19 protein-coding genes are annotated in these 23,793 nt (G+C 69.2%); 7 read left to right on the forward strand and 12 right to left on the reverse strand.

Features of this window, described 5'->3' with window-relative positions; translation table 11 throughout:
• On the reverse strand, window positions 1–336 hold a 336-nt coding region (gene secG / locus BKY59_RS10485; RefSeq protein ID WP_129586350.1), incomplete at its 3' end, for a preprotein translocase subunit SecG.
• Window positions 337–410: 74 nt separating this feature from the next.
• Window positions 411–1,154, reverse strand: a complete 744-nt coding sequence (gene tpiA / locus BKY59_RS10490; RefSeq protein ID WP_076071307.1) for a triose-phosphate isomerase — start codon at window positions 1,152–1,154, stop codon at window positions 411–413.
• Window positions 1,155–1,320: 166 nt separating this feature from the next.
• Between tpiA and BKY59_RS10495 the strand changes: the two genes are divergently transcribed.
• The 5 genes from BKY59_RS10495 to BKY59_RS10515 all read left to right on the forward strand — a co-directional run bounded on the left by BKY59_RS10495 (window position 1,321) and on the right by BKY59_RS10515 (window position 9,757).
• Complete coding sequence (locus tag BKY59_RS10495; RefSeq protein ID WP_076071309.1) at window positions 1,321–3,252, forward strand: peptidylprolyl isomerase; 1,932 nt, start codon at window positions 1,321–1,323, stop codon at window positions 3,250–3,252.
• Window positions 3,249–4,778, forward strand: coding sequence for an anthranilate synthase component I (gene trpE, locus BKY59_RS10500; protein ID WP_076071310.1), 1,530 nt, complete (start codon window positions 3,249–3,251; stop codon window positions 4,776–4,778). Before BKY59_RS10495 ends, trpE begins: the two co-directional genes overlap by 4 nt.
• Window positions 4,779–4,879: 101 nt before the next feature.
• Window positions 4,880–5,932 (forward strand): aldo/keto reductase, encoded by a 1,053-nt coding sequence (locus tag BKY59_RS10505; RefSeq protein ID WP_076071312.1) that lies wholly within the window; start codon window positions 4,880–4,882, stop codon window positions 5,930–5,932.
• Window positions 5,933–5,984: 52 nt separating this feature from the next.
• Complete coding sequence (locus tag BKY59_RS10510) at window positions 5,985–6,419, forward strand: MerC domain-containing protein (protein WP_083672056.1); 435 nt, start codon at window positions 5,985–5,987, stop codon at window positions 6,417–6,419.
• Window positions 6,420–6,505: 86 nt separating this feature from the next.
• A complete protein-coding gene (locus BKY59_RS10515) occupies window positions 6,506–9,757 on the forward strand; it encodes an amidohydrolase family protein (RefSeq protein ID WP_083672057.1) in 3,252 nt (1,083 codons plus the stop codon).
• Window positions 9,758–9,851: 94 nt separating this feature from the next.
• On the opposite strand, the gene BKY59_RS10520 is transcribed toward BKY59_RS10515, so the two are convergent.
• A complete protein-coding gene (locus BKY59_RS10520) occupies window positions 9,852–10,121 on the reverse strand; it encodes a hypothetical protein (protein ID WP_076071313.1) in 270 nt (89 codons plus the stop codon).
• 122 nt (window positions 10,122–10,243) lie between these two features.
• Here BKY59_RS10520 and BKY59_RS10525 point away from each other — a divergent pair, with 122 nt between their 5' ends.
• Entirely contained in the window at window positions 10,244–10,939 is a 696-nt protein-coding gene (locus BKY59_RS10525; protein ID WP_076071518.1) for a murein L,D-transpeptidase catalytic domain family protein, read from the forward strand.
• Window positions 10,940–11,075: 136 nt separating this feature from the next.
• Here the strand turns inward: BKY59_RS10525 and BKY59_RS10530 are convergent, their stop codons facing one another.
• The gene (locus BKY59_RS10530; protein ID WP_083672058.1) at window positions 11,076–12,116 is read right to left on the reverse strand and encodes a serine hydrolase; all 1,041 of its coding nucleotides are present in this window, start codon (window positions 12,114–12,116) and stop codon (window positions 11,076–11,078) included.
• A 192-nt stretch (window positions 12,117–12,308) separates the two neighbouring features.
• Between BKY59_RS10530 and BKY59_RS10535 the strand changes: the two genes are divergently transcribed.
• Window positions 12,309–12,998, forward strand: a complete 690-nt coding sequence (locus BKY59_RS10535) for a glutathione S-transferase C-terminal domain-containing protein (RefSeq protein ID WP_076071520.1) — start codon at window positions 12,309–12,311, stop codon at window positions 12,996–12,998.
• Between the two features lie 4 nt (window positions 12,999–13,002).
• On the opposite strand, the gene BKY59_RS10540 is transcribed toward BKY59_RS10535, so the two are convergent.
• The 8 genes from BKY59_RS10540 to BKY59_RS10575 form a co-directional block, all read right to left on the reverse strand.
• Window positions 13,003–16,206, reverse strand: coding sequence for a DEAD/DEAH box helicase (locus BKY59_RS10540; protein WP_083672059.1), 3,204 nt, complete (start codon window positions 16,204–16,206; stop codon window positions 13,003–13,005).
• Between the two features lie 28 nt (window positions 16,207–16,234).
• A complete protein-coding gene (locus tag BKY59_RS10545; RefSeq protein WP_076071316.1) occupies window positions 16,235–16,723 on the reverse strand; it encodes a DUF1440 domain-containing protein in 489 nt (162 codons plus the stop codon).
• Window positions 16,724–16,797: 74 nt separating this feature from the next.
• Complete coding sequence (locus BKY59_RS10550; RefSeq protein WP_076071318.1) at window positions 16,798–18,072, reverse strand: dihydrolipoamide acetyltransferase family protein; 1,275 nt, start codon at window positions 18,070–18,072, stop codon at window positions 16,798–16,800.
• Window positions 18,073–18,075: 3 nt separating this feature from the next.
• Window positions 18,076–19,125, reverse strand: coding sequence for an alpha-ketoacid dehydrogenase subunit beta (locus BKY59_RS10555; protein ID WP_206362055.1), 1,050 nt, complete (start codon window positions 19,123–19,125; stop codon window positions 18,076–18,078).
• Window positions 19,122–20,396, reverse strand: coding sequence for a thiamine pyrophosphate-dependent enzyme (locus BKY59_RS10560; protein WP_076071319.1), 1,275 nt, complete (start codon window positions 20,394–20,396; stop codon window positions 19,122–19,124). The genes BKY59_RS10555 and BKY59_RS10560 overlap by 4 nt, the downstream gene beginning before the upstream one ends.
• A 488-nt stretch (window positions 20,397–20,884) precedes the next feature.
• The gene (locus tag BKY59_RS10565; protein ID WP_076071321.1) at window positions 20,885–22,234 is read right to left on the reverse strand and encodes an ATP-binding protein; all 1,350 of its coding nucleotides are present in this window, start codon (window positions 22,232–22,234) and stop codon (window positions 20,885–20,887) included.
• The gene (locus tag BKY59_RS10570; RefSeq protein WP_206362056.1) at window positions 22,231–22,956 is read right to left on the reverse strand and encodes a response regulator; all 726 of its coding nucleotides are present in this window, start codon (window positions 22,954–22,956) and stop codon (window positions 22,231–22,233) included. Before BKY59_RS10570 ends, BKY59_RS10565 begins: the two co-directional genes overlap by 4 nt.
• A complete protein-coding gene (locus tag BKY59_RS10575) occupies window positions 22,923–23,591 on the reverse strand; it encodes an EF-hand domain-containing protein (RefSeq protein ID WP_165374834.1) in 669 nt (222 codons plus the stop codon). Before BKY59_RS10575 ends, BKY59_RS10570 begins: the two co-directional genes overlap by 34 nt.
• Window positions 23,592–23,793 lie beyond the last annotated feature (202 nt).

The following is a 23,793-nucleotide window of genomic DNA, read 5'->3' on the forward strand; positions in this document are numbered from 1 at the left end:
CGCCGCAACCGGGTCGGCCGCGGCCGCGGGTGTTTCGCCCGCCATCGGCACGCCGCCCGCCGCCGTCGGGGCGGGACGCCGCGCCAGCGACGCGTCGATCGTGCTCGGCGCGCGCGACATCGTCGCCATCACGGCCAGCAGGATGCTCATCAGCACGAACGCGCTGGCCAACACCGTCGTCGCCCGCGTCAGGAAATCGGCCGCGCCGCGCGCACTCATCAGGCCGGACGGGCTGCCGCCCATGCCCAGCCCGCCGCCTTCGGACCGCTGCATCAGGATGACTGTGACCAGGCTCGCGGCGATGATGGCATGGACGATGAGGAGAAAGGTGAACATGAGGCCGCAATCTGTCTGGGGATGCGCCGCCGGGCGCGTGCTGCCACGGCGCTTAGCGAATCAACGCGTGCGCATCAACCGACGGCTTGGGCCGCCTCGATGATCGGCACGAACGCCGCCGCGGTCAGGCTCGCCCCCCCGACCAGCCCGCCATCGACGTCCGCCACCGCCAGCAGGGCCGCCGCATTCGCGCCGTTCATCGATCCGCCGTACAGGATACGCACCCCGCCGGCCGCCGCCGCGCCCAGCTTGGCCGACAACCGCGTCCGGATCGCGCCGTGCATTTCCGCCACATCGGCGATCGACGGCACCCGGCCGGTGCCGATCGCCCAGACCGGTTCATAGGCCACGACCAGGGCATCCGGGGTGGCATCGTCCGGCACCGATCCGTCGATTTGCGCCGCAACCACTGCCACAGCATCGCCGGCGTCGCGTTCCGCCTCGGTCTCGCCGACGCAGACGATCGCGATCATGCCCGCCGCCATCGCCGCGATCGCCTTGGCGCGGACGTCGGCATCGGTCTCGTGCTGGTCGCAGCGTCGCTCGCTATGCCCGACGATGCACAGGGCGGCCCCCGCCTCCACCAGCATCCCCGCGGAAAGGCAACCGGTGTGGGCGCCCCGCGCGGCGGCGTGGCAATCCTGCCCGCCGATCGCGATGCCGCTGCCCGTCGCCGCCGCGATCAGCGTGGCGGGCGGGCAGATCGCGACATCGATCGCGGGACAGGCCGCCGCCGCTGTCGCGATCCCGCCCAGTTCGGCCAGCGCGGCGCGGTCGCCGTTCATTTTCCAATTGCCTACGATCAACGTCCGCCGCATCGCCGTCTCCCCTTTGTCCTGCCGGCTTCTAAAGCGGGTTCCGGGCGCGATGACAATCCGCGTGGTCCCCGCCTCCCGCCCCTGCCCCGCCCCCGGCCCGCCTTGCCGCGCGCCGCCCGCGGCGATAGAGCGACCGTCTTGTTCCTGCTGTCCGACGGGCCTGCCGATGCTTTCCTTCTTCCGCCGCGCGATCAAATCCTGGCTGGCGGTCGCCATATTGGCGCTCGTCGCGATCGCCGTCGTCGTATCCGGCGTCGGCATGGACAGTCTGGGCGGCGGCGGCGGTGCGCAGGGCGAGACGCTGGCGTCGATGGACGGCGGGTCGATCGGCGCGATCGAGGCCGACCGTCGGGTCCGCGAGGCCTATACCCAGGCGGCGCAGCAGCAGCCCGGCCTGACGATGGCGGCGTTCGTCGCCGGCGGCGGGGTCGATGCGACGCTGCGCCGGGTGGTATCGGCCAAGGCGGTCGAACTCTGGGGCCGCGATCATGGCTTCACCGCGTCCAAGCGCGTGGTCGATGGCGAAATCGCCAGCATCCCCGCGTTTCAGGGCCCGACCGGCGGGTTCGATGACGCGACGTTTCGTGGCCTTCTCGCCCGCGAACGGATTTCGGAGGCGCAACTGCGGCAGGACATCGCCGGCGACGTGATCCGCCGCCAGATCCTCGGCCCCATCGCGGGCGGCACGCGCGCGACCGATGCGATGGTCACGCCCTATGCCGCGATGCTGCTCGACCGGCGCGACGGGACGATCGGTTTCGTCCCCGCCGCCGCGATGCCGCAGGGGCCCGCCCCCACTCAGGCGCAGGTCGACGCCTATTATCGTGCCAACATCGCCGCCTTCACGCTGCCCGAACGCCGCGTCCTGCGCTACGCCGCGATCGCCGCGCCGCCCGCGGCCGCGCCGACCGAGGCGGAGATCGCAGCTGCCTATCGCGCCAACGCCGCGCAATATGCCGCGACGGAAACCCGCACGCTGTCGCAGATCCTCGTGCCGACGGAGGCTGCGGCCCGCGCGCTCGTCGGGCGGATCCGGTCGGGCACCGCCTTTGCCGCCGCGGCCCAGAGCGCCGGGTTCGGCCCGCGTGACACCGCGCTCGGCGCGAAGTCGCAGGCCGAAATGGCCGCCCTTTCGTCGCCGGCCGTCGCCGCCGCCGTGTTCGCCGCGGCGGACGGGGCCACCACCGATCCGCAGAAATCGCCGCTCGGCTGGCATATCGTCCATGTCGACGGCATCGTCCGCACCCCGCCCAAGGCGCTGGCCGCCGTTCGCCCGACGCTGGTCGCCGACCTGACGAAGCGCAAGGCGGAAGCCGCGCTGGCCGATCGCGTGGCCAAGATCGGCGACGCCATCGACGACGGTGCGACGTTCGAACAGGCCGCGACCACCAACGGGTTGCAGGTCGTGACCACGCCGCCGCTGCTGCCCACCGGGGCCGCCCCCACCGCCCCCGGCTTCGCGCCCACCGCCATTCTGCAACCGCTGCTCAAGGCGGCGTTCCAGGCGGGCGAGGATGACGATCCCAGCGTCGAAACGGTCGGTCCTAGCAGCTATGCTCTGCTCGACGTGGTCGATGTCGTCCCCGCCGCCCCCATTCCGCTCGCGCAGGTGCGTGGGCCGATCCTTTCCGCGATCCAGGCCGAACGTGCATCGGCGCAGGCCCGGCAGGTCGCAAACGGTATCGTCGCAAAGGCCACCGGCGGCATGCCGCTTACCGCCGCATTCGCCAGCGCCGGCATGAAACTGCCCGTCCCGCAGACCGGTGGCGGTCGCCAGATCGATCTCGCCCAGGCCCGTACCCCGGTTCCGCCGCCGGTCCAGCTGCTGTTCACCATGGCGCCGGGCAAGATCCGCACGATCGCGGACCAGAATGGCGCGGGCTGGTACGTCGTCCAGCTGAACAGCGTGAAGAAGGGTGACATCAAGACTCAGCCGCAACTGGTGGCCGCGACGCGCGACGAGTTCGGACGCGCCCTCGGCAATGAATATGCCGACCAGCTGATCGCCGGCATCATGAAAGACGTGAACGTCAAGCTGGACGCCGCCGCCATCGCGCGCTTCAAGGCCGGCCTGCTTCAGAACTCCGTCCTGCCGTGACCTCGACGACCGACCGCAATGGTGATGGCGACGCCCTCGCCTGCGCCGAACTGACGGCGGGGCGGCCGGCGCTGGTGGCCCGGCGGCGGATCGCCGATTGCGACACGCCGGTCGCCGCCGCGCTGAAACTGATGGAGCCGGGCCGCGGCGATTTCCTGCTCGAATCGGTCGAGGGCGGGTCGCAGCGCGGCCGCTATTCGATGCTTGGCTTGGCCCCCGACCTCGTCTTCCGTGCCAAGGGCGACGAAGCGGCGATCAACCGCGACTGGGCGACCGATCCTGCCGCCTTCGTGCCCGCAGGTGCCGATCCGCTGCGGGCGATGCGCGATCTGGTTGCCGAATGCCGGATGGACGTGCCGCCTGGCATGCCACCCGCGCTCGCCTGCCTGGTCGGCTATTTCGCGTATGAGACGATCCGTCTGGTCGAACGGCTTCCCCGCCCGGCCGATACCGCGATCGACGTGCCGGACATGCTGTTCGTCCGTCCCACGCTGGTGCTGGTGTTCGACCGGCTGACGGACGAACTGCATATCGTCGCCCCGCTCTGGCCCGATCCGGCGCGCGATCCCGCCGCGCAACTCGGTCAGGCGATCGAGCGGATCGACGCGACATTCGCCAGCCTCGCTGCCTCCCCGCCCCGCCGCCACGGTGCGGTCGATGCCGTCTCCGCTGCCGCCGTCACCCCGGTGCTGGCGCCCGGCCGCTATGCTGAAATGGTCGCGCGGGCGAAGGACTATATCGCGGCAGGCGACATCTTCCAGGTCGTGCTGGCGCAGCGGTTCACGATGGACTTCCCGCTGCCGCCGCTGGATCTCTACCGCGCGCTGCGCCGGATCAATCCGTCGCCCTTCCTCTATTATCTCGATCTGCCGGGGTTCGCGCTGATCGGGTCCTCGCCCGAAATCCTGGTCCGCGCACGTGATGGGGAGGTCACGATTCGCCCCATCGCCGGCACGCGTCCGCGCGGGCGGACCGCGGCGGAGGACGCGGCCAACCGTGCCGAACTGCTCGCCGATCCGAAGGAACGCGCCGAACATCTCATGCTGCTCGATCTCGGCCGCAACGATGTCGGCCGCGTCGCGCAGGCCGGCTCCGTCACCGTCACGGACAGCTACGGCGTGGAATATTACAGCCACGTCATGCACATCGTGTCCAACGTGGTCGGCCGCATCGCGCCAGGCGTCGGCCCGCTCGATGCGCTGTTCGCCGGCTTCCCGGCCGGCACCGTGTCCGGCGCGCCCAAGGTCCGCGCCTGCCAGGTAATCGCCGAACTGGAGAGCGAGACGCGCGGCCCCTATGGTGGTGGCGTCGGTTACTTCTCCCCCGATGGCGGAATGGACAGCTGCATCGTGCTGCGCACCGCCGTGCTGAAGGACGGCGTCATGCATGTCCAGGCCGGGGCCGGCATCGTCGCCGACAGCGATCCCGCCGCCGAACAGCGCGAATGCGAGGCAAAGTCCGGCGCGCTGTTCGCCGCCGCGCGGGAGGCGATCCGCATCGCCGGCGAAAGCGACTTCGGACAATAGGCCGGACGCCCCGTCGGCGCGACGGGGTGCGGCGTGCCCGTTCCCCTATTCCGGCCCCCGCGCGTTTGCGTCCTCGATCCCCCAATCGAAAGACGTTCTCCATGCGCATGAACACCCTGGGCCGTACCGGCCTGTTCGTTTCGGAACTCTGCCTCGGCACCATGACGTTCGGCGGCAGCGACGACACCATGTGGGGCAAGATCGGCCAGTTGCAGCAGTCCGATGCCGACGGCCTGGTCGGTGCCGCGCTCGATGCCGGCATCAACTTCATCGACACGGCCGATGTCTATTCCGGCGGCATGTCGGAACAGATCACCGGCCAGGCGCTCCGCAACCTGGGCGTCGCGCGCGATACGGTGGTGGTCGCGACCAAGGCGTTCGGCCCGACGGGGGACGGCCCCAACCAGCGCGGCGCGTCGCGCGCCCACCTGATCGACGCCTGCAAGGCCAGCCTCAAGCGGCTCCAGCTCGACCATGTCGATCTCTACCAGATCCACGGGTTCGACAGTGCCACTCCGATGGAGGAACAGCTCGCCGCCCTCGATATCCTCGTCCAGCACGGTCATGTCCGCTATGTCGGCGTCTCGAACTGGGCGGCGTGGCAGATCGCCAAGGCGCTCGGCATCTCGGCGCGCGACCGGCTGGCCCGGATCGCGACGCTTCAGGCCTATTACACCATCGCCGGGCGCGATCTGGAACGCGAACTGGTGCCGATGATGCTGTCGGAGGGCGTCGGGCTCATGGTCTGGAGCCCGCTCGCCGGCGGGCTGCTGTCCGGCAAATATGACCGCAACGATCCGGCCGCCGGCGACGGTCGCCGCGCCGGCTTCGATTTCCCGCCGGTGCAGCAGGACCGCGCCTATGCCGCGATCGACGCGATGCGGGCGATCGCCACCGCGAAAGGCGTCTCGGTCGCGCAGATCGCGCTTGCCTGGCTCCTGCACCAGCCGGTCGTCACCAGCGTGATCGTCGGCGCGAAGCGAATCGAACAACTGTCCGAGAACATCGCCGCCGCCGACGTGGTGCTGACCGCCGACGAACTGGCGACGCTGGACGCGGTCAGCGCGCTGCCGGCCGAATATCCCGGCTGGATGCTCGAACGACAGGGCGAGTATCGCCGCGACCAGCTGATGCAGCCGCCACGCGGCCGCTGAGCCAATCGGTGATAGTCCTTGATATACTATATCATGGCGCTATATCCGCTTCATGAGCGACAGCTGCCGTACCCATTGCCATGGCGATCATGCGACGACGATCGCCGGGCACCGCGTGCGCGGCGGCCTCGATACCGTCGCGGCGGTCCTGTCTAGCCTCTGCCTGCTCCATTGCATCGCGATCCCCGTCGCGATCGCGCTGCTGCCGGCCTTTGCGCTGGTGATTCCGGACCTGCCCTGGCTGCATGCCGGCTTGCTCGTCGTCGCGGTTCCGGCCAGCGGGCTTGCGCTGTGGCGCGGGTGGCGGATCCATCATGACCGGGTTCCGGCCGCTGTCGGCGCGGTCGGGCTGGTCGTCATGGGCTCCGCGCTGCTCACCGTCGCGCACAGCCTGACCGAAGTGTCGCTGACCGTCGGCGGCGGACTGCTCGTCGCCGGTGGTCATCTGCTCAACCTGCGTGCCGGTGCGCGCGACCGGGCGCGCTGAGCGCAGATATTCTTCGCCGCCCGGTTCCCCTCTCCATCGATCCCCCCTAGCCTCTGCGGAATACGTGCCCCCGCGAAAGGCCATCGATGAAGCGTCCGCTGCTGCTCCTCCTCGCCACCTCCACCAGCGCCTGGGGGTTCCAGCCGCCCGCCCCGACCGAAGCGGCCACCCCCGCCAAGCCGAAATGGGACGTCGCCGCCCCGCACGGCCCCTACAAGGACGTGCCGATCGACACACGCGCCGGCACCTGGATGTCCGTCGATGTGTCGCCGGACGGTCGCGAGATCGCGTTCGACCTGCTTGGCGACCTCTACGTCATGCCGATCGGCGGGGGCGAGGCCCGTGCGCTGACGAGCGGTGCCGCGTGGGACATGCAACCGCGCTATTCCCCCAACGGCCGCTGGATCGCCTTCACCTCCGATCGCGGCGGCGGCGACAATATCTGGGTCATGGACCGCAGCGGCGGCAAGCTCGCCCAGGTGACGAAGGAAGAGTTCCGACTGCTCAACCAGGCGGACTGGACGCCGGACAGCGACTATATCGTCGCGCGCAAGCATTTCACCGCCAGCCGCTCGCTCGGGGCGGGTGAAATGTGGCTCTACCACCGCGCCGGCGGCGGCGGGGTCCAGATGACGAAGAAGCGCACCGACCAGAAGGATACCAACGAGCCGGCCTTCTCGCCCGACGGCCGCTACCTCTATTTCTCCGACGACGTCACGCCGGGCGAGGTCTTCGAATATTCCAAGGACGTGAACGGCGAGATCTACGCCATCCAGCGGCTCGACCGCACGACCGGCAAGATCGAGAAATATGTCTCCGGCCCCGGCGGATCGATCCGCCCCACCCCCTCGCCGGACGGCAAAAGCCTCGCCTTCATCCGGCGGGATCGTTACAAGTCCACCATCTATCTGCTTGATTTAGCAAGCGGCCGCGAAACACCGCTGACCGATATTCTCGACCGGGACATGCAGGAGACCTGGGCGATCCACGGCGTCTATCCCGGCATGGACTGGACGCCCGACAATCGCTCGATCGTGTTCTGGGCGGGCGGCGGGATCAAGCGGATCGACGTCGCGAGCAAGGCGGTGGCCGATATTCCTTTCCACGTCGCCGGCACGCGGCGCATCACCCAGGCCGTCCGCCACCCGGTCGATGTCGCACCGGCCGCGTTCGACGTGAAGATGATCCGGTCCGCGCATGTCTCGCCAGACGGCCGGCGCGTCGTGTTCGATGCGCTCGGCCATCTCTGGATCCGCGATCTGGCCGGCGGCACCCCGCGCCGCCTGACCACGCAGACCGGATCGTTCGAACTCTATCCCAGCTGGTCGCGCGACGGGCGGCAGATCGTGTTCGCGGACTGGTCCGACGAACGGCAGGGGTCGATCCGCATCGTGCCGGCCAGCGGCGGCACGCCCCGCGTGCTGACGACCACGCCCGGCAACTACATCGAGCCGGTCTTCTCGCCCGATGGCAGGACCGTCGCCTTCTCGAAGGTTTCGGACGGGTATCTCACCTCCCCGCTCAACAGCCGCGAAACCGGCATCTACGTCGCGCCCGCCGCCGGCGGGGCCGCCCGCCTGCTCACCGACAAGGGCATCGCCCCGCAATTCGGCGCGACATCCGATCGACTGTTCTTCACCGCGCGCGAAAACAAGACCGTGATGCTGAAATCGATCGCACTCGACGGCACGGCGGAACAGGCGCACGCATCCTCCGAATTCGCACGCGACTATGCGGTGTCGCCAGACGAGAAATGGCTTGCCTGGACGGAGCGCTTCCAGGCCCGCGTCGTGCCCTTCGCGCGCACCGGCAACGCGGTTGCGCTGTCCGCGGACCAGAAGGCGCTTCCCATGTTCCAGGTCACGCGCGATGCGGGCGACTGGATCCACTGGTCCGGCGACTCGCGCAAGCTCTGGTGGACGCTCGGATCGCAGCTCTACGGGCGCGAGACGCGCGACGACTTCGCCTTCGTCGACGGTGCGCCGGCCACGCTGCCGCCGGTCGCCACCAGCGGGATCGAACTGGGGTTCCGCCGCCCCTATGACGCGCCCGGCGGCCGCGTCGCATTCACCAACGCGCGCCTGCTGACGATGCGTGGCGGGACCGAAGTGATCGACCGCGGCACCATCCTGCTCAACGGCAACCGGATCGAGGCGATCGGCGCGGACGTCGCCGTACCCGCTGGAACCAAGGTGATCGACGCCACCGGCAAGACCATCATGCCCGGCCTGATCGACGGCCATTGGCACGGCAGCATGGGTTCGGACGACATCGTGCCGCAACAAAGCTGGGTGAACTATGCCGGGCTGGCGTTCGGCGTCACCACCATCCACGATCCGTCCAACACGACCAGCGAGATTTTCACCGCGTCCGAACTGGCCAAGGACGGCCAGATCGTCGCGCCGCGCATCTTTTCCACCGGCACCGTCCTCTACGGCGCGACCACGCCGTTCACCGCGAAGATCGACAACCTCGACGATGCGCGCGGCCATCTCCGCCGGTTGCAGGCGGCGGGCGCCTGGTCGGTCAAGAGCTACAACCAGCCGCGCCGCGAACAGCGCCAGCAGATCGTCCAGGCCGCGCGCGAACTGGACATGGACGTCGTGCCGGAAGGCGGCTCGCTGTTCCAGATGGACATGACGATGATCGCCGACGGCCACACCACGATCGAACATTCGCTGCCGGTCGCGCGCGTCTACGACGATGTGAAGCAGTTCTGGCGCGGGTCTGGCACCGCGTACAACCCGACGCTCATCGTCGCCTTCGGCGGGCCGTTCGGGGAAAATTACTGGTATCAGCATACGCAGGTCTGGAAGGACCCGATCCTGACCAAGTGGGTCCCGCGCCGGATCCTCGATGCGCGCGCCCGGCGGCCGACCATGATCCCGGACGAGGAGAACAACGTCCTCGAAACCGCCCGCACCGCGCGCGAGATCTCCGAACTCGGCATTCCGGTCACGATCGGCGCCCACGGCCAGCGCGAGGGGCTTGGCGCACACTGGGACATGTGGACCTTCGCACTGGGCGGCATGACACCGATCCAGGCGATCGCCACCGCTACCTGGAACCCGGCGCGCGCCTATGGCCTGGACCGTGACTTGGGCACGCTGGAGGTCGGCAAGCTGGCCGACCTGATCGTGCTGGACCGCAACCCGCTCGACAATATCCGCGACACGACCAGCATCCGTTACACCGTCGCGAACGGCCGGATCTACGACGGCAACATGGACGAGGTCGGCACCCGCGTCCGCCCGCGCCGCCCCTTCTGGTTCGAACAGTCCGGCAGTGGCGGCTGGACACCGCGCGCCGCCACGTTGGCGATCGGGCATGTCGACTGACCGGTCCAACCCCTAGGGGAAGGTCATCCCGGACTTGATCCGGGATCCAGGGTCGCAGGCGCCGCGCCTGCGGCCCCGCATCCCGGAACCGCCGTCAATTATCCCGGTTGCGCCGCGCTTCGCGTTCCAGCGCCTTGTCGCGCCTGCGCAGTTCGCGGCCTTCCGCCGCCTCCCGCTTGCGCATCTTGCGGCCGTAATTGCGGTCGGATTCATCCTGGCTCGTCGTCGCCCAGTCCGCCGCCTGGCCCACGACCTGGAAGGGTGCCTTCACCACCGCGGCAGCCGTGCTGAGGCATCCGCCGAGCGGCAGCGCTGCCATCATCAGCACCAGCGCGGGGCCGGCCCCATATTTGCGTGCACGCATCCTGTCGTCTCTCCGGCTGGCCTGATCGCCGCTAATCCTAGCGACCGCCCGCCCCACCCGCCAGACGGATGATGGCCCGCCGGGTGGAAAGCCGCGCCGGCATGCCCTATCTTCCGGCTGTGATGATCGACACCCTTGGCGTCCGGTTGAGCCGGCGCACCTTCACCACCGGCCTTGCCTGCTTTGGCGCGGCCATCCCCGCCATGGCGGCGGCTCCCCGCATCGGCACCGCTGAGGCACCGCTGCCGGATGAGGATCCGATCGATCCGTCTCGGCTGGGCGGCAGCGTGATCGCTCCGGTCGGCGCGGGCGTCCCGCCCGCCCTGATGGCACGCGCGCTGGCGGCGATGCAGCTTCACAACCGTCGGCTTTGGTCGCGCGACGTGATCGCGATCGCCGATTTCGGCTGCCCGTCCGCGCAACCGCGCTTCCACCTCGTCGATGTCCTGAACGGCCGCACCACCACGCTGCTCGTCTCGCATGGCAAGGGATCCGACCCCGCGCACAGCGGCATGCTGCAGCGTTTCTCCGGAGTAGTCGGATCGGAGGCCACGTCGCGCGGTGCGTATCTGACCGCCGACCCCTATGTGGGCCAGCACGGTCGTTCGCGCCGCCTCGAAGGGCTCGATCCGGACAACCGCACGGCATTGGAGCGTGCGATCGTCATCCATTCCGCATGGTATGTCGCACCCGACGTCGTCGCCAAGCAGGGCATGTGCGGTCGCAGCCAGGGGTGCTTCGCGGTATCTCCCGCCGATCTTGACCAGGTCCTCACCCGCCTCGGCCCCGGCCGCCTGCTCTACGCCGACCGCGCCTGACGCTGCTGAGCAGTCAGTTCGAGAGGTTCAGCAACACAATGTCATCCCGGACTTGATCCGGGATCTCGCTTCTTCCCTTTCCGACGGAAACAGCTCTCGATCCGACCCATGCACAACCGGGCCCAGTCAACAGACGTCAATACCCACGCGGTACGGCGCGCGGCCCGTTCATGTCCTGCGCCACGACGGCACGCGCGACGTTCGCCATCAGCCGCTGTCGCACCGGGATCGGCTGCCGCGTCGATTTGATCATCACCGCCAGCGCATAGGTCCGGCCATCGGGGGAGGTCATCAACCCGATATCATTATAGCCCGTCGCCTCGCCGCCCAGCTCCTGACCCGTCCCGGTTTTGTGCGCGAACGCCCAACCCGGTCCCGACCCGGCACGCATCCGCTGCGGCCCGGTTCTGCTCGACGCCATCAGCGTCAGCAGGCGCTGCGTGGACTCGGGCGACAGCAGGTCACCCTTGCGCAACCGGGCCAGCGCCAGCGCCACTTTCTCGGGCTGCGCACCGTCGATCGGGTCGGCCAGATATTTGTCCAGCGCGGCCCGCCGCACCGCGAACGGCAGGGCCGCACGCGCCACGAAGAAGGCATTGCCTTCCGCATAGGATTGCCGCCACGGCAGCCCCGCCGTGCCTGCCTGCAACAACCGCTCGCCTGGGCCGAAGCGTATGCCGTCAAGTTGCGCCCGATCGAGGAACGCCCGCACCGCGCCCGGCCCGCCCACCGTGCGGAGCAGCGAATCGTTCGCCAGATTGTCGCTCGTCGTCATCGCCGCGAGCAGCAATTCCGATACGCTGGCATCGTAGCCGTTCGGCCCCACCTTCGCCCGCAACGGCTGGTGGAACACGACAAGGTCCTTGCGCTCGATCCTGACCGTGTCGGACAGCGACATCCGGCGGCGGTCGATCGCGTCGAACACGGTCAGCGCGACCCACAGCTTGGACACGCTCTGTTGCGGAAAATATCCCTGCCCGTTGAACGAGATATACCAGCCGGCCTGCACGTCGCGCACAGCGATGCCGACGATCCCGTCGAACCCCCGTCCCAGCCGCTCCACCGTCGCGGCCAGTGCTGCGGGCGGCCGTGGAATCGTGCCGGGCAGCGGCGTCGGCGGGATCGCGACGACCACCGGTGCGCGTGCGGGCTCAAGCGCTTGCGTCGCCGGCAGCATCGGGGCCACACACGCGGTCGTCGCGAACAGGGCGAGTAACGCTGCGGAACGGTACAGGTTCGAAATGGCGGCGGCCCCCTCTTACGGAATATGTTCCGCTATGCGGTCCCGCACCTGAACGATACCCGTCCCGGCGATTGCGACCCGGTTTTGCGACGCTATCTCGGGGATCTGCGACGGAAGGATGCCGGCATGATCGACTTCTATTACTGGACCACGCCGAACGGCCACAAGGTGACGCTCTTTCTCGAAGAATCGGGTGTCCCGTACCGCATCCTGCCGATCGACATCTCCAGGGGCGCACAGTTCGGTCCGGACTTCCTCGCGGTGGCCCCCAACAACCGCATCCCCGCGATCGTCGATACCGCGCCGGCGGATGGCGGACCGGTGATACCGATTTTCGAATCGGGTGCCATCCTGTTGTATCTGGCCGAAAAAACCGGACAGTTTCTGCCGACTGACCTGCGCGGGCGGACGGAAGTGCTGACCTGGCTGTTCTGGCAGATGGGCGGCCTCGGCCCGATGGCGGGGCAGAACCACCATTTCTCGATCTACGCGCCGGAACGCATTCCCTACGCCACCGAACGCTATGTTCGCGAAACCGGCCGGCTCTATGCGGTTCTCGACCGGCGGCTGGCGGATCGGACGTTCGTGGCGGGGGAATCGTACAGCATCGCGGACATGGCGATCTATCCATGGATAGTCCCGTGGCATGCGCAGCAGCAGGATCTGTCCGCCCATTCGAACCTGCGCCGCTGGTTCGACGCAATTGGCGCGCGTCCGGCCACGAAGCGCGCCTATGCCCTGGCCGATACCATATCGACCCGTGGAACCCTCCACGATGCGGAGCCGCGCCGCATCCTGTTCGGCCCGCCCGCGTAACCCTCTACCCCTCGTCGGGGATCAGCGCCTCCAGCAGGCCGATCACCGTCGCGATCCGCGCGTCGGTATCGGTGGTCAGCACCTTCGCCAGCAACCGGCCGTCCTTCTCGACCAGCCCGGCCGCGGCCGGATCAGCGTCGAAATCGCGGCGCGGGGTCAACGCGATGGCGGCCGGCCCTGCGTCGATCCGCGCCACCCGCGCTGCCCGCGCCAGCTGGCGGATCCGCCCGATCGCGAACGTCCGCAACGCCGCTTCCGGCGGCCGCCCGAACCGGTCCTCCACTTCGTCGGCCAGCGCATCGATTGCATCGACCGATCCGGCCCGCGCCAGCCGGGCATGGATATCCAGCCGCAGTTCCGGCTCCGCGATCCATCCGACCGGAATATGCGCATCCACGCCCAGCGACAGTTCGGGCGTCCACAGGTCGACCGTCTCGCCCGCCGCTGTCCGCAATGCACCGGTCAGCAGATGCTGGTACAGGTCCACCCCGATCAGCTTTACATGCCCCGCCTGCGCCTCGCCCAGCAGGTCGCCGGCGCCGCGCATGTCCAGGTCGCGCGCGCTGATCTCGAACCCCGCACCCAGCCGGTCGTGCGCCGCGATCGTGCGCAGCCGTTTCAGTGTCGCCGCCGCGATCGTGGCGCCCGGTTCGGTGGTCAGCAGGATCCGCCCGCGCCGCGTGCTGCGCCCTACCCGACCGCGTAACTGGTGGATCTGCGACAGCCCGAACCGGTCCGTCCGCCACACGATCATCGTGTTGGCGCGTGGCACGTCCAGCCCTGCCTCGATGATGTTCGTCGCTAGCAGGATGTCGCCCGCTCCTTCGCCGAACGCCACCATCACCTGATCGATCTCCGCCGCGGCCAGCTTGCCGTGCGCCTGCACCACCGACAGTTCGGGCACCAGCCCGCGCAGCGTTTCGGCCAGCCCGGCCAGATCCTCGATCCGCGGCGCGACGACGAAACTCTGCCCCCCGCGCATCTTCTCGCGCAGCAACGCGATCCGAACGGTCGCCGGGTCGAACGCGCCGATCGTCGTGCGGGTCGGCTGGCGGCGCGCGGGCGGCGTGGCGATCACCGACAATTGCTGGATCCCGACCAGAGCTGACTGCAACGTCCGCGGGATCGGCGTGGCGGTCAGCGTCAGCAGATGGCACCCGTCGCAGATCGTCCGCAGCTTTTCCTTGTCGGACGCGCCGAACCGCTGCTCCTCGTCGATCACGACCAGCCCCAGCCTGGCGAAGCGGACCTCCTTGCCCACCACCGCACTGGTGCCGACCACGATATCAACGCTGCCGTCCGCCAGCCCGGCCTTTACCGCCTTCGCCTCCGCCGGGGTGGACAGCCGCGACAGGCCTTCGATCCGCACGCCCAGCCCCTCGAACCGGCGGCGGAAGGTCAGCAGATGCTGGCGGACCAGCACCGTCGTCGGCGCGACGACCGCGACCTGCCGCCCGGACAGCGCGACCATCGCCGCCGCACGCAACGCGACCTCCGTCTTGCCGTAGCCGACGTCACCCACCACCAGCCGGTCCATCGGCCGGCCGGACGTCAGGTCGTCGCGCACCGCGGCGATGGCACGTGCCTGATCCGGCGTCTCGTTGAACGCGAACCGCCCTGCGAACCGCTCGTACCGCGCCGCCTCATAGGCCGCCGGTTCGGTCCGCCGCGCCGCCCGGGCTTCCGCCAGCGCGATCAGCCCCTTAGCCGTCGCCGCGATGGCCGCATCGATCTCGATCCGCCGCTTCAGCCAGCTTTCGCCGGTCAGCGTATCGGGCGTGACGCCGCCCTCGTCCGCGCCGTACCGCCAGACACGGTCCAGATCGATCGCCGGCACCAGGCGGTCCGCTCCCTTGGCATATTCCAGCCGCAGCGCGTCCTGCAGGATGCCACCCGCCTCGACTGCCTCCAGTCCACGCACGATCCCAATGCCGTGGTCCTCATGCAACGCGGTATCACCGATCCGCAGGACGGACATGTGCAGCGCGAGCGGGTCGACCGCGGTCGCGCCTTGCGGATCGGCGGCGCGCCCGCCCAATATGTCCGCTGCCGCGATCGCCAGCATGGCATCGTCGGACCAGCCACGTTCGATATGGACCTCCAGCAAGGCCAGCGACTTGGGCGGCACGGCGGATATCCGGTGCCAGCTGTCGACCTGGACAGCCGGCGCGGCGGTCAGCGTCGTGATCCGCCGCGCCAGGAACCGCAGGTCGCGCGCACTGCCGAGCAGAACGACACGGCGACCGTCGGACAGCGCGTCCAGAACCGCCTTCTTCAGCGCACGGGCCGGCTGCTTTTTCTCCACGAACCGGGTTGTCGGCGTCTCCGCCCCCGCGGCGATGTCGCCGCGCGCCAGACCGGCCAGCGCCGTCTTCCATGCGCGATTGTCGAGGAAACTGGGGATCGCACCGGCTCGACGGTTGGCGATTCGCGTCCGGGTCGCATCTCCGATCAGTTCGACATAGCGGTCGCGGTGCCGCGGCACGTCCGGATCGGCGAGCAACAGCGGCCGGTCCAGATGCGCGAAGATCGACACCGATCCGCGCGGCATGCTCGGTTCGATCGCCGGATCGACGACGACATGGTCCAGCGCCGCAGTGCTGCGTTGCGTCACCGGATCATAGGCATGGATCGCGCCGACGACACCGTCCGCCAGTTCGATCCGCACCGGGCCCGCCGCCGCTGCCGGAAACAGGTCCAGCACGCCGCGCAGCGCATATTCCGCCGGCTCGTCGACCCGGTCGTCGGCGATGTAGCCGATCGCGCCCAGCGCGGCCTCGACAGCCGGACCATCGAACGGGTCGCCGGTCGTGAAAGCAAGCGGCGGCACCGCAAAGCTGGCCGGTGGCGCGATACGCCGCGTCGCCGCTTCCGCCGTCGTAACGAGGATCATAGGGCGCCGCCCCGCCTCCCCCAATGCGCGGAGGATCGCGACCCGCCGCCCGGCGACCGCCGGCGAGGCTGCGATCCCGTCGCCCGGCAACGTATCGATCGACGGCAGGAACCGCACGTCGTGAGCTGCCGGTCCCATGGCCGCCACGACCTGCGCCAGCCGCTCCGCGCGCTGCTCCGTTCCGCATAGCAGGATGACGTCGCCCGCGCCGTGCGCCGCATCCACCACCCGCACCGCCGTCGGCCCGATCGCACCGGGTGCCGCATCGTCGGTCCGGCCCGCATCCGGACGCACCGGATCAACAACAGACGCCATGTCGCTGTCTTCCTTTACGATTTCTGGATCAACGACGGCGCAGAAGACGCCGCACCGCTTCGGTCGTCATCCCGAACACGATGTGCGATGCCAGCCCATAGACATGCGTCGTCGCCGGAAACGCCCAGGGCGCGGCGGACAGGCCCGCGACCGGAACAACTACATCGTCCAGCACCGCTGCGGTGACGATCCCGAACGCGGCACCCCCACCGGCCGCGGCGCGTGGCTCATATTCGGTCGCTACCGCATAACCGGCACCCAGCAGCGCGCCGACCGCATAATGCACAGCATTGCCGGCGACCGGCCGCTCCAGATCGCCCAGCGATGTCCCGGCAAGCTCCGCGACCCGGTCCGCCGCCTGCTCGGTCGCCGGTTCGGGGGCGTCGCCGTCGTTGTCCGGCTCGAAATGGCCGATCGCTGCCTGGAACGCGTTCATCACGAACGATGCGGCCAGACCCGCCACCACGCCGGTCAGGGCGGCCTTCGAAAGATCGGATCGGGTTCGGCGACGGGTCATGCAATGCTCCAGTACGGGTCCCCTTCAAACCCCGCGCCGCCGCACGCCGTTCCGCACCAACCCACTGATCCGCATCAATCCACGAACAGCAACGCCGGCGTTTCGATCAGGCGGCGCACCGCCTGGATGAACGATGCTGCGTCCCATCCGTCGACCACGCGGTGATCGAAACTGGACGACAAGTTCATCATCTTGCGGATGACGATCTGCCCATCGGCCACTACTGCGCGCTCCACGATCCGGTTCACGCCGACGATGGCGACCTCCGGCCGGTTGATGACCGGGGTCGACACGATCCCGCCGATCGGGCCCAGCGAGGTCAGCGTGATCGTCGATCCGCTCAGTTCGTCGCGCGTCGCCTTGCCGCGGCGTGCGGCATCGGCCAGCCGGACGATCTCGGTCGCCAGCGCCCAGACGTCGCGGGCCTGCGCATCGCGGATCACCGGCACGGTCAGCCCCTGCTCGGTCTGCGTCGCGAAGCCCAGATGCACCGACGCATGGCGCGACACGATCCCCGCCGCATCGTCATAGCGCGCATTGACCATCGGATAGGCCGGCAAGGCGCGGGTCATCGCGCGGATCAGGAAGGGCAGCAGCGTCAGCTTCGCCCGTTCCCCACGATCCAGGTTCATCGCCACGCGCAGCCGTTCCAGTTCGGTGACGTCGCATTCCTCGACATAGGCGAAATGCGGGATGTTGCGCTTTGACTCCGCCATGTTCTCGGCGATCCGCCGCCGCATGCCCATGACCCGGACTTCCTCGACCGCCCCCGGTTCAACGATCGCGGGTGGCGCGGCGGAAACCGGGGCAGCGGCCACTGGCGCGGCGACGGCATAACGCAGGTGCGCGTCTAGATCGGCATGCCGCACGCGGTCGCCCTGTGCGGACTTCACGTCGGCAAGGTCGATGCCCAGGTCGGTCGCCCGCGCGCGGACCGCGGGCGAGGCCAGCACCCGCGCGCGGGGCGTATCGGCCACGACCGGGGTCGGCGCAGGCGGCCGGACCGGCTCGGGCTGGATCGCCAGCACCGGATCCGCCACCGCCGCCGCCTCGGGCGGGGCCACGGCATCGGCGAAACCCGCGGACGACGGTGTCTCGGCCACCTCGTCCTCGGTCTCGAACACCGCCAGCACCGATCCGATCGCGATCTGGTCACCCACCGCCCCGGCGACTTCCACCACGCGGCCGGCAACCGGCGCGGACATCTCGACCGTCGCCTTGTCGGTCATCATGTCGGCCAGCGGCGCGTCTTCCTCCACCATGTCGCCCACCGCGACATGCCAGGCGACGATTTCCGCCTCCGCAATGCCTTCGCCGATGTCCGGCAGCTTGAACGTGAAACGGGCCATCGATCAGTCCTTCATCACACGCTTGAGGGCCTCGCCGATGCGGACCGGCCCAGGAAAATACGCCCATTCCAGGCTGTGCGGATAGGGCGTGTCCCACCCGGTCACGCGCTCGACGGGTGCCTCCAGCGCATGGAAACAGCGTTCCTGCACCAGCGCCGACAGTTCCGCACCGAACCCGGACGTCCGGGTCGCCTCATGCACCACCACGCACCGCCCGGTCTTCCGGACGGACGTCGTGATCGTCTCGATATCGAGCGGAACAAGTGTCCGGAGATCAATGACTTCCGCATCGATCTTCATATCCTCCACCACGGCGGACACGACGTGCACCATGGTGCCGTAGCACAGGATCGTCACGTCATCGCCAGCGCGCACGACCTTCGCCTGGCCCAGCGATATGCGATAATAGCCCTCTGGCACCATCGCGGCGGGGTGCTTCGCCCACGGCGTCACCGGTCGGCCATAATGCCCGTCGAACGGTCCGTTATAGATGCGCTTGGGTTCGAAGAAGATAACCGGGTCATTGTCCTCGATCGCCGCGATCAGCAGCCCCTTGGCATCATAGGGCGTCGACGGGACGACGGTCTTCAGGCCTGCGACATGGGTGAAGATCCCCTCCGGCGACTGGCTGTGCGTCTGCCCCCCGAAGATGCCGCCACCGAAGGGCGACCGCACCGTGATCGGCGCGATGAACTCGCCCGCGGACCGGTACCGTATCCGCGCTGCTTCGGACACGATCTGATCGAGTGCCGGGTAGATATAGTCCGCGAACTGGATCTCCGGCACCGGCCGCAGCCCATAGGCCGCCATGCCGACCGCGACGCCCATGATACCGCATTCGGTGATCGGCGTGTCGAACACGCGCGTCTTGCCGTACTTGCGCTGCAGGCCCTCCGTCGCCTTGAACACGCCGCCGAAATAGCCGACGTCCTCGCCCATCACGACGATGTCCGGGTCGCGCGCCATGCAGATGTCCATCGCCTCGTTCAGCGCCTGGATCATGTTCAGCGGGCGTGCCGTGCCAGCGTCGTCCTGCGTGTTCGCACCACTCATATCCCGGCCGCCTTGCGTTCGTCGAACATCTGTTGCGACTGCTCCTTCAGGTGCCACGGCATCTCCTCGAACACATCCTCGAACATCGTAGAGAAGGGCTGATGCATGCCGTCGCCCAAAATGCCCTGCTTCTCGGCCTCCTTGCCGGCCGCGCGCACGTCCTCGGCCAGCGTCCGGTCCATCGCCGCGTGCCGTTCCTCGTCCCATTCGCCGAGCGCGATGAGGTGCTGCTTCAACCGCACGATCGGGTCGCCCAGCGGCCAGGCGCCATGCTCTTCCGCCGACCGGTATTTGGTCGGGTCGTCCGACGTCGAATGGCCTTCCGCGCGGTAGGTGAAATGTTCGATCAGCGTCGGTCCGTGATTGCCGCGCGCGCGGTCCGCCGCCCACATCGTCGCGGCATAGACCGCCAGCGCGTCGTTCCCGTCCACGCGCAGCCCGGCGATGCCATAGCCCACCGCGCGCGCCGCGAACGTCGTCGCCTCCGCCCCTGCAAAGCCGGAGAAGGACGAGATCGCCCACTGGTTGTTCACGACGTTCAGGATCACCGGCGCGCGGTAGACGGACGCGAATGTCAGCGCGGAATGAAAATCGCCCTCCGCGGTCGATCCTTCCCCGCACCAGGCGGACGCGATCTTGTCGTCACCCTTCGCCGCGGACGCCATCGCATAGCCGACGGCCTGCGGATATTGCGTCGCCAGATTGCCGGAGATCGAAAAGAACGCCGCCGCCCGGCTGGAATACATGATCGGCATCTGCCGGCCCTTCAACCGGTCGCCCGCATTGGAATAGACCTGGCACATCATGTCCACCAGCGGCCAGTCGCGCGCGATCAGCACGCCCTGCTGGCGGTAGGACGGGAACACCATGTCGGCGCGGTCCATCGCATGCGCAGCGGCGATGCAGGTCGCCTCCTCGCCCGTACACTTCATGTAGAAGCTGGTCTTGCCCTGCCGCTGCGCGCGGTACATCCGCTCGTCATAGGCGCGGGTCAGCGCCATGTGGCGCAACATCGCGATCAGCCGGTCGGGGCTCAGCCGCGGGTCCCACGGCCCCACCGCGCGCCCCTCGTCGTCCAGCACGCGGATCAGGCCGTAGGACAGGTCGCGCATCGTCGCCGGGGCAGCGGCGATGTCCGGCCGCGGCATCCGCCCCGCCTCGCCCCGGTCGAAATCGACATAGTCGACCGCGTCGCCGGGACGAAACTTGGGTTCCGGAACATGCAATGATAGCGGCGCGAGATTGCCGCGCCCGCGTGTTTCGTCGGTCATCCTCATCCTTCCGGTTGCCCCCGGCCCGCCGATGGCACCATCACGGCCGCCTCAGCATGTTATCCGTCATTGTTATTTTATTTCAGCATTGCTGGCGAGCGATTCTTGGGGGCCCGGGGTCATTCCCGTCGTCCGCAGTCCTCGTCCTATCGCGCGATCGACCTGCCAGCGCCGCGGCCGCGGCGTCCGGCGACCGCCGGGCATGGGTCGGCATACACGCGAACTCGCTTCCAGGCAGGGATCCCGTCATGATCCGGTCTTCAGTGGCGCCGGCACGCTTGCCGCCGCCCCGGCCGTCGCCGATCCATCCCACAGTCGGGAGACAGGTCCGCTGTACCGACGCGAAGCTCACGTCGGTACAGGGCGGCTGCCCACGCCAAAAGCCACGGGCCACGGCGCATTGCTTGCCGTCCGGGCGGAACGACTGCCGCAAGGACATGGAAGCCCTCGCCAATCCGTCCGGCATTGGTCCGCGCGGGCGGACGCGGTCACAGCGCGGGCATTACGAACCGTGCCGTCAGCCCGCCGCCCGGGCGATTGTCCAGCGTCAGCCGCCCGCCATGCCGCGTCGCGATCGACCGCGCGATCGTCAGGCCCAGGCCAGTCCCACCGGTCTGCGCATTGCGCGACGGATCGCCGCGCCCGAACGGTTCGAACACCCGTTCCAGCATGTCGTCCGGCAGGCCCGGTCCGCGATCCGACACGGTCACCACCGCATCGCCGCCGTCGCGCATCACCGCTACGTCCGCAGCGCCCGCATGCCGTACCGCATTGTCGACCAGGTTCTGCACCAGCCGCTGGATCGACAGCGCATCCGCCGCGACGGTCACCGGCACCATGGCCGACAGCGTCACCGCACGCCCCACCTCGCGCTCCCCCGCCACCAGCGCGGACAGCAGCGTATCGAGCGCGACCGGATGGCGGTCCTCCCGCCCGGTGCCGTCCCGCACGAACCCGATCGTCGCCGATATCATCGCACGCATCTGGTCGATATCGGCCTGCACCTTGTCACGCACCGCATCGGGCGCCCCCTCGATCCGGAACGCCACGCGGGCCAGCGGCGTGCGCAGGTCGTGCGCGATCGCCCCGATCATCGCCGTGCGTTCCGCCAGATGCCGCCCCATCCGGTCCTGCATATGGTTGATCGCCTGCGCCGCGATCCGCAGTTCGGCCGGCCCTTCCTGCGCGATCCGCGGGGCGTGCGGGTCCGCCCCCATCCGATCGGCGGCATCCGCGAACCGCCGGATCGGACGCGTCAGCCGCCGCGCGAAGAACCAGACGAACGGCAGCAGCAGGACCGCCGACAGCCCGAACCACAGCGCGCTGCGTTTCTGCCAGGCGCCGATCAGTGGCCGCGGCGGGGTTTCTACCACGCGCCAGCCCCGCGCCGTCTCGACCCCGGCGACCACGGTGTTGAAGAAGATCGGCTCCCCCCGGCGCAGGGGCACGCTCTGCTGCGCGCCGCGCGGAAACACCGGCGATCCGCTGCGCTGGTCGGGTTCGTAATAGAAGCGCACCCGCGCCACCGGAACGGACAGCCGCTCCGCCAGCCGGCGGGTAAGGGCCGCATCCTCGACCATCGCCGCCCCGGGCATCGGCGGCACCCGCGACCGGCCGGCGCGCAGGCCACGGTCGCGGTGCCCCGTGTCGCGGACACCGGCCAGCGCATCGGCCACGTCGGACAGCCGGTTATAGTCGGGCCGCGGCGGGCGAAGCGACAGGAACAGCCCGACCGACACCGCCTGCGCCACCATCAGGCTGGCCAGCACCAGCAGCAGCGTCTGCCAGAAGATCGGCAGACCGCGGCGCGGCCGTTCGCGCACGTCCCCGGCACTCATGGCCGGACCGGCAGCAGGAACAGATAGCCCTCGTTGCGCACCGTGCGGATCGGATCGTCGGGCGCCATCTTCTTGCGCAGCCGGCTGATCGTCACGTCGATCGCGCGGTCGTACACGTCGCTGTCGATTCCGCGCCCGCGTTCGATCAGCTGATCGCGGGTCAGCACCTGCTGCGGCCGGTCAAGGAACACGCTCAGCGTGCGGAACTCGGCGTCGGTCAGCGCCACCGGCGGCACGCCCGTCCGTTCCAGCGCGCGCTGCATTACGTCCAGCGTCCACATGCCGAACCGCCGTTCCGGTCCACCGCGCGCCACCCCGTCCTGCCGCCGGCGCAGCACGGCCCGGATGCGCGCCAGCAGTTCGCGCGGATTGCACGGCTTCGCCAGATAATCGTCCGCGCCCACTTCCAGCCCGATGATCCGGTCGGTATCGTCGCCCATCGCGGACAGCATGATGACCCCCGGTCCGCCGGGCTCGCGCAACCGGCGAAGAATGGACAGCCCGTCCTCCCCCGGCATCATCAGGTCCAGCACGACCAGGTCGGCCCGGTGCGCGGCCAGCCGGGCGTCCATCTCCACGCCGCCTGCCGCGCTGTCGACGGTCATGCCGTTCGCCTCCAGGAACCCGGCGACCAGCTCGCGCAGTTCGGCGTCGTCATCCACCACCAGGATGCGCGGCCGCTGCTCGCTCACCGCCGTACCCGTTTGGCGCGGGCCGCGCATGTCGCCAGCATCAGCGCCTGGGGCGTCGCCGGCAGGTCCGCCAGCGCAAGCGCGGCCCGCCCCCGCGCGATGCCGACGAACAGCTTGCCTGCGGCGTTCGATAGTTCGGCCCGCGTCGTCGCGCGGTTCAGGTCGATGTCCGCCGCCGCAATCGGGTTCGGCACGTTCGCCAACGCATAGCGCGCGCCACCGACCGGCGTGCCATAGGGCGTGCCCCGCGCCGACCGACGATCCGGCGGCCCGTCGCGGTAGGTGCTGATGTCCGGCACGCCGCGTTCATACGTCGCCAATTCGTCGGGAATGATTTCCCCGTTGCCGTCCGTATCGACCGTCGCGAAGAACCGCACGGCGTCCGCGCGCACCTCAGCCGGCGTCAGCCGCCCGTCCCGATCGCGGTCGGCCTGCGCGAACCAGCCCGCAACCGGCGGCGGCGCGGCCGGATCGGCATGAAACGGCTCGCCCGCCGGGGACAGGAAAGTCTGCACCCGGATACGGCAGGGATCGGGACCGCGCGGCGCGCCCTGCGCCGCCCCACCCAGCCCGACCGCCAGAACGCCCATGCCGATGGCAATGCCGGCCCCGCGCACGCGCCCGTCGGGTCTGGGCACGGCGTGGACGGTTCGGCAAATGGTCATGGCACCCCTTCCAGGCTGGATCGACGTCCAAGTCGGTATCGCTCGCCTCCGACAAGACAGAGCATCCGCTCGCTCCCCCGTCATCCTGACGAGAGTCAGGGCCCATCATCCCTGCGGCCGTAGCTGGCCCCGGACGGAGTGTTAACCAACCCGGCCCCAAGTCAGACAGGACGGCCCTGTCCTTCCGACGTGATCGCGACCC

This window comes from Sphingomonas montana (assembly GCF_001956315.1).
In the GTDB taxonomy this organism is placed as follows: Bacteria; Pseudomonadota; Alphaproteobacteria; order Sphingomonadales; family Sphingomonadaceae; genus Sphingomonas_R; species Sphingomonas_R montana.